The 11,715-nt window shown below is 38.7% G+C and carries 7 protein-coding genes and 4 pseudogenes; 10 read left to right on the top strand and 1 reads right to left on the bottom strand.

Features of this window, described 5'->3' with window-relative positions:
- Positions 1 to 343 (bottom strand): annotated as a pseudogene (locus tag BHE89_RS00210) (cytosol nonspecific dipeptidase); the annotation flags it as partial.
- 353 nt (positions 344 to 696) lie between these two features.
- On the opposite strand from BHE89_RS00210, the gene gpt reads away from it, so the two are divergent.
- The 10 genes and pseudogenes from gpt to recA all read left to right on the top strand — a co-directional run bounded on the left by gpt (position 697) and on the right by recA (position 11,407).
- Complete coding sequence (gpt, locus tag BHE89_RS00215; RefSeq protein WP_069367083.1) at positions 697 to 1,155, top strand: xanthine phosphoribosyltransferase; 459 nt, start codon at positions 697 to 699, stop codon at positions 1,153 to 1,155.
- A 202-nt stretch (positions 1,156 to 1,357) separates the two neighbouring features.
- A pseudogene (gene frsA / locus BHE89_RS00220) lies at positions 1,358 to 2,609 on the top strand (esterase FrsA).
- A gap of 71 nt (positions 2,610 to 2,680) precedes the next feature.
- Positions 2,681 to 3,083: pseudogene (gene crl, locus BHE89_RS00225) on the top strand (sigma factor-binding protein Crl).
- Between the two features lie 115 nt (positions 3,084 to 3,198).
- Positions 3,199 to 4,302, top strand: a complete 1,104-nt coding sequence (proB, locus tag BHE89_RS00230) for a glutamate 5-kinase (protein ID WP_069367086.1) — start codon at positions 3,199 to 3,201, stop codon at positions 4,300 to 4,302.
- 11 nt (positions 4,303 to 4,313) lie between these two features.
- Positions 4,314 to 5,567: a glutamate-5-semialdehyde dehydrogenase gene (locus BHE89_RS00235; RefSeq protein WP_069367087.1), complete on the top strand. Its 1,254-nt coding sequence runs from the start codon at positions 4,314 to 4,316 to the stop codon at positions 5,565 to 5,567.
- Positions 5,568 to 5,713: 146 nt separating this feature from the next.
- Positions 5,714 to 6,226, top strand: a complete 513-nt coding sequence (gene aroL / locus BHE89_RS00240) for a shikimate kinase AroL (RefSeq protein WP_069367088.1) — start codon at positions 5,714 to 5,716, stop codon at positions 6,224 to 6,226.
- Positions 6,227 to 6,331: 105 nt separating this feature from the next.
- Positions 6,332 to 8,490, top strand: a pseudogene (gene aas, locus BHE89_RS00245) (bifunctional acyl-ACP--phospholipid O-acyltransferase/long-chain-fatty-acid--ACP ligase).
- Entirely contained in the window at positions 8,490 to 9,689 is a 1,200-nt protein-coding gene (lplT, locus tag BHE89_RS00250) for a lysophospholipid transporter LplT (RefSeq protein ID WP_069367089.1), read from the top strand. The pseudogene aas and the gene lplT overlap by 1 nt, the downstream one beginning before the upstream one ends.
- A 36-nt stretch (positions 9,690 to 9,725) precedes the next feature.
- On the top strand, positions 9,726 to 10,232 hold the full coding sequence (pncC, locus tag BHE89_RS00255) for a nicotinamide-nucleotide amidase (RefSeq protein ID WP_069367090.1): 507 nt from the start codon (positions 9,726 to 9,728) through the stop codon (positions 10,230 to 10,232).
- 107 nt (positions 10,233 to 10,339) lie between these two features.
- Positions 10,340 to 11,407: a recombinase RecA gene (gene recA / locus BHE89_RS00260; RefSeq protein WP_069367091.1), complete on the top strand. Its 1,068-nt coding sequence runs from the start codon at positions 10,340 to 10,342 to the stop codon at positions 11,405 to 11,407.
- The last annotated feature ends 308 nt before the right edge of the window (positions 11,408 to 11,715 follow it).

Below are 11,715 nucleotides of genomic sequence, written 5' to 3' on the forward strand. Positions count from 1 at the left end.
CAGCACCTAATGTTGTGCCTTTCGCTTTGATCCATTCACCGTCGATGTAAGGTTGAATTGGATCTTTTGTGAAGTCGTGAACTGTATCGTTGTTTTTTTTGTGGCACCATATCTAAGTGTGCTTGTAAAACAAGGCTTTACGATCTTCCATGCCTTTAGTTGCTGGTTTACGAATTAAAATATTGCCAACTGCATCGCGCTGTGCAAAAAGACCTTTTTCACTAGCCCAAGAAAGAATATGGGAAGCTAAGGCTTCTTCATGATGTGATGGATGTGGAATCGAACAAATTTTTGCAAAAATATCCCATAGTGGTTGTGGGGATAGAGTAGATAGTTCAGACACGATGGATCTCCTCTAACAGCATCTGTGTTATTGATAGCCTACCGCTTTTTTAAGGGTTAGCTTTATTATTCTGAGCGTTATACGCCAATATAGTTGAGAATATCACTTTCTTCTGATGAATGCGTCATTCTATTCACATCTCTATCTAAGAAATTAGATCTCTATTTTGTATTTATTTTTCATATAGTTTGTTTTTTAATCAGAAATAGGTATTACAGAAAAAAATGAGGATAATCTCACCTGTTTTCACGTTTTCTCTGGTTTTTAGGCGCTCAAATCACTATAATCTCGCGCAACCTTTTTTTCCGCAAAAAAGCTTCTCTCGAAATTCAAGTAGCTAGGATCACAATATTATGAGCGAAAAATATGTTGTAACGTGGGATATGTTGCAAATACATGCCCGTCAATTGGCGCAACGTTTATTACCAGTCGAACAGTGGACCGGCATTATTGCTGTCAGCCGTGGGGGATTAGTCCCTGCTGCATTACTTGCTCGTGAATTAGGTATCCGTCATGTGGATACAGTCTGCATTTCTAGCTATGACCATGATCATCAGCGTGATCTCAAAATCTTAAAAAAAGCAGAAGGTGATGGTGAAGGCTTTATCGTTGTTGACGATTTAGTTGATACGGGGGGGACAGCTAAAGTTATCCGTGACATGTACCCAAAAGCGCATTTCGTCACTATCTTTGCAAAACCTGAAGGGCGTCCTTTAGTGGATGATTTTGTGGTTGATATTCCGCAAAATACATGGATTGAACAGCCTTGGGATATGGGTGTTGCCTTTATTCCGCCTGTTTGCGATCAATAATAAGTTGATAGCATTCGTTTTGCTGTTTTAATCGAGATCCTCGCTTAGGCGGGGATTTTGGTTTTTAAGCTTTTTTCTCTTCCTTTTTATATGTATTCGTGCGATCGCTTGTCGTGATACACATTGTTCCAGTCGATTTCATGCTATGATAAAGCCAGTCTTTTAAGCCCTTTATACGATATCCACTGATTTGAAGAGTGATATGGCAAACAATACGAATCTTTCTGAAACTTTATTTAAGCCACGAGCAAAACACGCTGAGACTTCAACGCTAATTCAGTATACCCATCCCAAATCGAATATTAATACCTATACTGTGCTTAATGGTACAAGCCAGCAAAATTGGTATAGGACTATTCAACGTTTACTTTGGATTTGGCGTGGAATTTCGCCTATTGAAATAGAAGAAGTGTTAAGTCGAATTGCGGTACAGGATGCTCCTCGTAGTGACGATAAATTTATTGATACCGTTGTAGGATATCGTAAAGGAGGTTGGTCATTTGAGTGGTCACATCAAGCGATGATCTGGCAACAAAAAGCATTACGTGAAGAGTCTGGTGATACCGCAGCTGATTGTTGGTTACAAGCAGCTCATCTTTATAGCATTGCCGCATATCCCTTTATTAATGGTGATTTCTTAGCAGATCAAGCCGTTACCTTGTCGATGAAAGCCTTTGAGAATGCGACAAAATTTTCCTCTTTTGACGTAAAAAAACTGACATTTAAATTAGAGGGGAAAGGAACGACAACGGGTTTTCTGCATTTACCAAAAGATTGTAGAGGTCCTTATCCTACCGTGTTATTTTGTGGTGGATTAGACGGCTTACAAAGTGATTACGTCAGCTTCTTCCGTGATTATCTTTCCCCAAAAGGTATTGCAATGTTAACACTGGATATGCCAGGAATTGGTTATTCAGTAAAACAAAAACTAACGGAAGATACATGCCAATTACAAGGTGAAGTGCTAAAACAACTTTCTGAAGTGCCTTGGATTGATCATACTCGCGTTGGTGTAATGGGCTTTCGCTTTGGTGGTAATATAGCTGTGCGTTTAGCTTATATCTACCCTAAATTGATTAAAGGTGTTGTTGCTTTAGGCCCATTGATCCACGCTTTCTTTACTCAAGCTGAATTGCAGAAAAAAAATTCCTGTGATGTATCTTGATGTGTTAGCAAGTCGTTTAGGATTATGGAATATCGATGAGAATAATCTTCGATTGTCGTTGAGCAGTTACTCCCTGAAAAACCAAGGGTTGATTGGACGACGCATGCCTGTTCCGATGATGGGTGTCTATTGGAAAGGGGATGATATGAGCCCTAAAGAGGATTCGCAATTAATTGCTCGTTCTTCTATGGATGGTGACATTCTTGCTATTAATGACAAACCGCTTTATGAAGGTTTAGAGCTTGCGCTACAAAAAAGCGCAGATTGGATCTATGATAAATTAATATAATTAATTTTGAACAATAACTTGCTAATTATATTAGATTATATAACAGTAGAGTTTCTAAGGAGACTGAATTTATGACTTCATCTTTGAACCCTACCCGAGGTAAGTTATTAAAGCGTTTTGCTCAAATCGGTCCATATATCCGAGAGCAACAATGCCAAGAGAGCCAGTTCTTTTTTGACTGTTTAGCCGTTTGTGTCAATAAAAAAAGTCGCGCCAGAAAAACGAGAGTTTTGGGGCTGGTGGATGGAATTAGAACGTAATAATGAGCAGCTCATTTATCATTATCAAATTGGGCTATTCGATAAAAATGGTGATTGGCTTCATCAGAACATAAGTAAGAATGATGTTGTTGAGTCAATCAATGAAACACTCATTCGTTTTCATGAATTTCTTCAATTAGCCGTGAGTGAATTAGAAATGACACTCATCCCAGATGAAAAAATGAACAATTTTCCTCTTCCTATTCAGCCCTAATTTTGTGTTAGGGCAACTTTTCATAGATTTTGCGTTATGTCAGTTGGCATAACGCTTCTCTCCTGATAAAACTGTGTATTATCTTTTTAAATAATCAACAAGAATGGTAAATGTTATGAATAGCAGCCAAACGCTGGTTGTTAAATTAGGGACAAGTGTACTTACTGGTGGTTCACGACGTCTGGATCAGTCTCATATTGTTGAGCTGGTTCGCCAATGTGCTAAACAACACGAAAAAGGTCATCGGATTATCATTGTCACTTCAGGTGCAATTGCTGCTGGACGTGAGTATTTGAATTACCCTGATCTGCCCGCAACGATTGCCTCAAAACAGTTGCTTGCCGCTGTGGGGCAAAGTGCTTTAATTCAAGTATGGAAACAGTTATTTGCTATCTATGGTATTCATATTGGTCAAATGCTATTAACGCGTGCTGATATAGAAGATAGAGAACGTTTCTTAAATGCACGTGATACATTACATGCGCTGTTAGATAACCATATTATCCCCGTTATCAATGAAAATGATGCTGTTGCTACGGCAGAAATAAAAGTGGGTGACAACGATAACTTATCAGCATTAGCGGCTATTTTAGGTGGTGCAGATAAACTGTTATTATTGACAGATATTGAAGGGCTTTATACGGCGGATCCTCGCAGTAATCCAGATGCTAAATTGATCCCAGAAGTTTTTGATATCAATGATGAGTTACGCCAAATGGCTGGTGATAGCGTATCAGGTTTAGGTACGGGCGGTATGGCAACAAAACTGCAAGCAGCAACCGTTGCTGGGCGTGCGGGGATTGATGTTGTTATCGCAGCTGGTGTGCAACCGGAAGTTATCGCGAAAGTTATTAATGGTGAATCTGTTGGCACATTATTTCATGGCCTAAAAAGCCCATTAGAAGCGCGTAAACGGTGGATCTTTGGTGCGCCAATTGCAGGTGTAATTGTGGTTGATGAAGGGGCTGAAAACGCCATTAAAGAAAAAGGTAGCTCCCTTTTACCAAAAGGTATTAAAGAAATTAAAGGCGATTTTTCTCGTGGATGTGTCATCCGAATCCAAAGTTTACAAGGTAAAGATCTCGCTCATGGTGTTGCACACTATAATAGTGATGCGCTGCGTCTAATTGCTGGACACCATTCACAAGAAATTAGTCAAATTTTAGGTTACGAGTATGGCAGTGTTGCCGTACATCGTGATGATATGATTGTTAGCTAAGGAGCCTTCTGATGTTAGAACAAATGGGGAAATCGGCAAGAGAAGCATCTTGGCATTTAGCTCAACTATCAACAGAGCAGAAAAATCAGGCATTATTAGTCATGGCTGATTTATTAGAACAACAAGAAGCTTCAATTCTTGCAGCAAATGAAAAAGATATGCAAGCAGCTCGTGAAGCGAATATCAATGCCGCTATGCTTGATCGTTTATTACTTAATTCTGCACGTTTAAAAGCAATTGCAGATGATGTACGACAAGTGTGTCGCTTAGAAGATCCAGTGGGTCAAGTTATTGATGGTCGCATGTTAGATAGCGGTTTACGTTTAGAGCGTCGTCGTGTGCCGTTAGGGGTGGTGGGCGTTATTTATGAAGCTCGCCCTAATGTCACAATAGATGTGGCTTCTTTATGTTTAAAAACAGGTAATGCGGCTATTCTTCGTGGTGGAAAAGAAACCCATCATACTAACCAAGCGGTTGTTGCTGTTATTCAACAAGCATTAGAAAAATGTGGTATTCCTGCTGGCGCTATTCAGGCGATTGATAAGCCTGATCGCGAGTTAGTCGCTAGAATGCTAAAAATGGATGAGTATATTGATATGCTTATTCCACGAGGTGGTGCAGGATTGCATAAACTTTGCCGTGAACAATCAACCATTCCTGTTATCACTGGTGGTATTGGCGTTTGCCATACTTTTGTGGATGAAAGTGCGGATTTAGAAAAAGCATTAACGGTTATCATCAATGCAAAAGTACAACGTCCAAGTGCGTGTAATTCTTTAGAAACGCTCTTAGTACACGAAAATATTGCTGAGTTATTTTTGCCTCAGTTAAGTGATGCTATGGCAGCTCAAAAGGTAACTTTGCATTCAAGTGAGAAGGCTTTGCCAGGGTTGAAAAAAGGCGGAGCTACTGTTGTTGTTGTGAAAGATGAAGATTATTGTGATGAATGGTTATCACTTGATTTGAATGTAGAAGTCGTGGGTGGGTTAACGGAGGCAATTAACCATATTCGTCGTTATGGCACAGCACACTCTGATGCTATTTTAACGCAATCTCTTGCTAATGCTGATCGTTTTGTTCGTCAAGTTGACTCAGCTGCTGTGTATGTTAATGCGAGTACACGCTTTACTGATGGTGGACAGTTTGGTTTAGGTGCTGAGGTTGCTGTGAGTACACAGAAATTACATGCTAGAGGACCAATGGGATTAGACGCCTTAACGACCTATAAATGGATTGGTTACGGTGATAATACAATTCGTAGCTAATTGTTGAGAAGATGCAATAAGCCACACTCTTTTAAAGTGTGGCTTTATTTTTTTGTTACATCAGGTATGATGTTTTATACTTTACAATATGTAAATTTTTTATTACACCCCCTTAAAGGGAACACGCTATGGAGATAGTGCATTTTATGGATAGTACAATTTACCTTATCGGACCTAGAGGTGCAGGAAAAACAACAGTAGGTAAAGCACTTTCCCTTACTTTAAATTATAGATTCATTGATACGGATGATTGGATAACTAAGAAATATCAACAAACTATATCTTTAATGGTTCAGGAAAAAGGTTGGGATTTTTTTCGTCAAACTGAGTCAGAAGCATTAGTTGAAGTTAGCCTGCCTAACCAAGTTATCTCAACAGGAGGGGGGATGATTTTAGCAGATGAAAATCGTGCTTATATGAAATCTTCAGGTGTTATTATTTATTTACAAGCATCTCTTGAAACGTTAGTTGAGCGTTTGTCCCAAGATCCAAATGAAGCCCAAAGACCAAGTTTGACGGGGAAAACGTTAATTTCAGAAATGAATGACGTTTTGGCTAAACGTGAACCTTTATATTTGCAATGTGCTGATATTATTGTTGATGCGGGATTACCTATAAATGAAATAATTGAGGGAATTCTCGCAAAACTCACTAAATGATTAAGTAGTCATCTGATATACAGGATAAAACAGGGAACATCTATTTTATTTTCATCACATCCTATTTATAGTAAGGCTATTAATAGCAAATGAGATATGGATATGATGTTGATAGCGTTTTTTAAAACACTATTTAGATTCTTATTTAGAATAAGAATTGAAGGACTTGTTAATCAGTTTTCACAATATGAAAAATGTATAATTACGCCAAACCATACTTCTTTTATTGACGGTATATTATTACGTTTATTCCTGCCAATTAATCCGGTGTTTGCTGTTTATACCTCTGTTGCTTCTGCAAAAACAACAAGATGGTTAGGTCGTTATGCTGACATCGTGCCTTTAGATCCCGCCAACCCAATGGCTGTGCGTCAATTAGTTAAAGAAGTGGATAAAGGTCGTCCTGTTGTGATTTTCCCTGAAGGAAGGATCACAGTAACAAATGGTTTGATGAAAATTTATGAGGGTGCTGCTTTTATTGCCGCAAAATCAGGTGCTAAAGTTGTTCCTGTTAGAATTGAAGGGGTTGAATTTAGTTATTTCTCACGAGTCCGTAAAAGTTTACAAGTAAAGTCTCACCTTTTTCCTAAAATCACTATCAAGGTGCTTCCTGCGGTTGAATTACCGATGCCAAAAGTGGAAAAATCTTCTGAGCGTCGTCGATTAGCGGGTGAAGCTATGCGTGATATCATGATGGAAGCCATCATGCAAACTCGCCCCAATATCACGTTGTATGAAGCATTCTTACAGGCAATGTCTCAATATGGTCGGTTTAGTCCACTCATTTCTGATATCAATTTAAAAGAAGATTCTTATCAAGGGTTACTGAAAAAAAACACTCGGGATCAGTCGATTAATTGAACGCTATACTGAACCGAAAGAGCGTATAGGTTTACTGCTTCCAAATACAACAGTCACTGCAGCGGCACTATTAGGTGCAACAATGCGTCAACGTGTTGTGGCAATGCTTAATTATACAGCGGGTAGTTTAGGTGTACAAAATGCGATGAAAGCCGCATCAATTAAAACTATCTTTACATCACGCCAGTTTTTTAGAGAAAGGGAATTTATTACATATTCCTGAGCAAACGCCAGAAGCTAATTGGATTTATCTTGAGGATCTAAAAGATACGGTCACGAGTGAAGATAAACGCTGGATCCTCAAACATCTCATTACGCCTCAAAAAGCGATGTTACCGCAAGATGCTCATGAAGCAGCCGTTATTCTATTTACATCAGGATCTGAAGGAACACCTAAAGGTGTTGTTCATAGCCATTCAAGTTTATTAGCTAACGTTGACCAAATTCGTGCTATTGCTGATTTTTCACCGAAAGACAAATTTATGTCAGCATTACCGTTATTCCATGCCTTTGGTTTAACTGCCTGTCTGCTAACCCCAATTTGCTTGGGGGCGCGCGTTTTTCTTTATCCAAGCCCGCTACACTATCGAGTCGTACCTGAATTAGTCTATGACCAAAACTGTACAGTATTATTTGGAACATCAACCTTTTTAGGAAACTACGGGAAATTTGCCCATCCTTATGATTTTGCCAGAGTAAGATATGTGGTCGCTGGAGCTGAAAAGCTTTCTGAATCAACTCGTATTTTATGGCAAGAGAAATTTGGTATTCGTATTTTAGAAGGCTATGGCGTAACAGAATGTGCACCCGTTGTGTCAATCAATGTGCCTATGAGTGCCAAAGCGCATACAGTAGGTCGTTTATTACCGGGTATGGAAGGGCGTTTAATTCCAATGAATGGTATTACTGACGGCGGTAGACTACAACTACGTGGTCCTAACGTTATGATGGGATACTTGCGTGTAGAATCACCTGAAAAATTGGAAGTGCCTGTCGCAACCAATGCTGAAGGTATTGACGAAGAAGGTTGGTACGATACAGGTGATATTGTGGCTATTGATAGCGAAGGTTTTTGTACTATTAAAGGACGTGTAAAACGCTTTGCAAAAATTGCGGGTGAAATGGTTTCTCTTGAAGGTGTTGAGCAACTTGCACGTAAAGCATCTAAAGGTGAACATGCTGTTGTGACAATAAGTGATAAACGCAGAGGCGAATCATTAGTACTGTTCACAACCGATAATCAATTAGATCGTAGTACGCTGTCTGCATTGGCAAAATCGGAAGGTGTTGCTGAAATTTCTGTACCAAAGGATATTCGTTTTATCAAAGAAATTCCTGTTTTAGGAAGTGGGAAAACGGATTTTGTCTTATTGAAGAAACGTGCTGAACAGGAAAATAATTAATGTCTGAGAATATTAGCCAGCCTCCTTTAATGAGTAGAGGAATGAAAGCGGTATTAATATCGCAATTTCTTTCTGCGTTTGCTGACAATGCATTATTGTTTGCGATCCTTGCTCAGTTCAAATCGGCACTTTATCCAGAGTGGAGCCAACCTGTTTTACAAATGGTTTTTGTGCTGGCTTTTATTCTTTTAGCACCTTTTGTAGGGCAATTTGCTGATCGTAATCCTAAAGGTAGGGTAATGCTCAGTGGTAACCTTTTAAAATTTATCGGCGCATTTCTTATCTGTGTTGGCTCTGATCCTTTCCTTGGTTATGCATTAGTAGGAATTGGTGCTGCTGTTTATTCCCCTGCTAAATATGGCATTTTAGGTGAATTAACAGATGGTGAGCGTTTAGTTAAGGCGAATGGCTTAATGGAAGCTTCTACCATTGCGGCTATTTTGTTGGGATCAGTCATTGGTGGTTTACTCTCAGATTGGAGCATTGTTTTTGCATTAGGTGTTTGTGCAGTAATGTATGCTTTAGCTGTATTTGTTAACTTTGGTATACCTAAATTATCAGCTGCTCAAATTGGTCGTGGTTGGAGCATTAAAAAAATGTTCACGCAGTTTCTTGAGGCTACACGTACTTTATGGGCTGATAAAGAAAGTCGCTTTTCTTTAGTGGGAACCAGCATGTTTTGGGGCGCAGGAGTAACATTGCGCTTTTTGCTTGTTCAGTGGGTACCTATTGCTCTTGGTATGACTGATAATACAACACCGACTGTATTAAATGCGATGGTTGCTATTGGTATTGTAGTCGGTGCTGGATTAGCGGCTAAATTTGTGACACTGAAAACAGTACGTCGTTGTATGCCTGCTGGTATTTTAATTGGTCTTGGGGTTGTTTACTTCTCATTGCAAACCTCAATTATTCCATCCTACCTAATTCTTATCATCATCGGTATTTTTGGTGGCTTCTTTGTCGTGCCATTAAATGCGTTATTACAGAATAAAGGAAAGCACAGTGTAGGGGCTGGTAATGCTATCGCTGTACAAAACTTAGGTGAAAATACCGCAATGCTATTAATGCTTGGACTGTTCTCACTGGTTACAAGCATTGGTGTCTCTGTTGTTGCTATTGGAATTGGTTTTGGTGCTATCTTTGCCCTTGCAATTGGTGGTTTATGGTTATGGGATTGCACCAGAAAGAAATCTTAAACAGTGGGATTTAGAATAGAGGTTAGATGAACCTTAATGATAAATTACGATGAAATGACCCGCCTAAGTATTGAAGTGGGTAAAGCGTTACTTGAAAAGAAAAGTACGATAACAACGGCTGAATCTTGCACTGGTGGATGGATTGCGAAAGTAATCACTGATATTTCTGGAAGTTCTGAATATTATCACCGTGGCTTTGTCACATATAGCAATGAGGCAAAGCATGAAATGATCGGTGTAGATAAACAAACTTTGCTTAAATACGGCGCGGTGAGTGAGGAAGTTGTTCTTCAAATGGCTAAGGGGGCGCTGACAACAGCTAATGCAGATTTTGCAGTGTCTGTTAGCGGTATTGCAGGCCCTGGTGGTGGTAGTGAAGAAAAACCTGTTGGTTTAGTTTGGTTTGGTTTTGCAATGAAAACATCAACAGGCATTCAAACTAAGGCAAAACACTGTATATTCAATGGTTCACGAGAACAAGTAAGAGCTGAATCTGTTATTTTTTCTTTAAAATCAATCCTTAAAGAAATTATTAATAATTAACTTGATACTGTATGATTATACAGTATAATGAGTTTCAACAAGCAAAATCATATACGTTTTAATGGTAGTGACCCATATTGATGTTTCACTGCCCAGAGGGAGATAACATGGCTATTGATGAAAACAAACAAAAAGCATTGGCCGCAGCACTTGGTCAAATTGAAAAGCAATTTGGTAAAGGGTCTATCATGCGTCTGGGCGAAGATCGTTCCATGAACGTTGAAACCATCTCTACGGGTTCTTTATCATTAGACGTTGCTTTAGGTGCTGGTGGTTTACCACGTGGTCGTATTGTTGAAATCTATGGTCCTGAATCTTCAGGTAAAACAACGTTAACATTACAAGTTATTGCTGCCGCTCAACGTGAAGGTAAAATTTGTGCATTTATCGATGCTGAGCATGCTTTAGATCCTATCTACGCTAAAAAACTAGGCGTAGATATTGATAATCTACTGTGTTCTCAGCCTGATACAGGTGAACAAGCCTTAGAAATTTGTGATGCATTATCTCGTTCTGGCGCTGTTGATGTTATTGTTGTTGACTCCGTTGCTGCTTTAACGCCGAAAGCAGAAATTGAAGGTGAGATTGGTGATTCACATGTTGGTTTAGCGGCTCGTATGATGAGCCAAGCTATGCGTAAATTAGCTGGTAATCTGAAAAACTCCAACACATTGCTTATTTTCATCAACCAAATTCGTATGAAAATTGGGGTTATGTTTGGTAACCCTGAAACCACTACAGGTGGTAATGCGCTTAAATTCTACGCATCGGTTCGCTTAGACATTCGTCGTATCGGCTCGGTTAAAAATGGTGATGAAGTCGTTGGTAGTGAAACACGCGTAAAAGTGGTGAAAAACAAAATTGCAGCACCATTTAAACAGGCTGAATTCCAAATTATGTATGGCGAAGGTATCAATACCTTTGGTGAACTCATTGATTTAGGTGTTAAACATAAATTGGTAGAGAAAGCCGGTGCATGGTACAGCTATAACGGTGAGAAAATTGGTCAAGGTAAAGCCAATGCAACGACTTACCTAAAAGAACACCCTGAAATGTATGATGAGTTAAACACTAAACTACGTGAAATGTTATTAAATCATGCAGGCGAATTTACTAGTGCGGCTGATTTTGCTAACAATGGTGATGATGCGACAGATATTGAAGAAACAGAATAATAATCTTTTTCCAATATCTAAATTACTAAATTGAATGTGTATTAAAACATATTACGGTTATCGTAGTTGTAAACCACTAGTCAATTAATGTGATTTAACTCACTCAAAAAGGAAGCTCTAAAACGGCTTCCTTTTTTACTGCATGTTGCTTTTTTTCATTTTAAAAAAGAGGCAAAAAAATTAGTTCTTATTTTTGTTTTTCTTTTTTATAAAAATAGCCTTTTAACACTACTTTATTGAATATAACGATATTTTTTACTGATTCATTTTATATTGTTATATGAATTTTTATATAGTGAAATTTTGGT

Source organism: Shigella sp. FC1967 (assembly GCF_001743005.1).
GTDB lineage: Bacteria > Pseudomonadota > Gammaproteobacteria > Enterobacterales > Enterobacteriaceae > Proteus.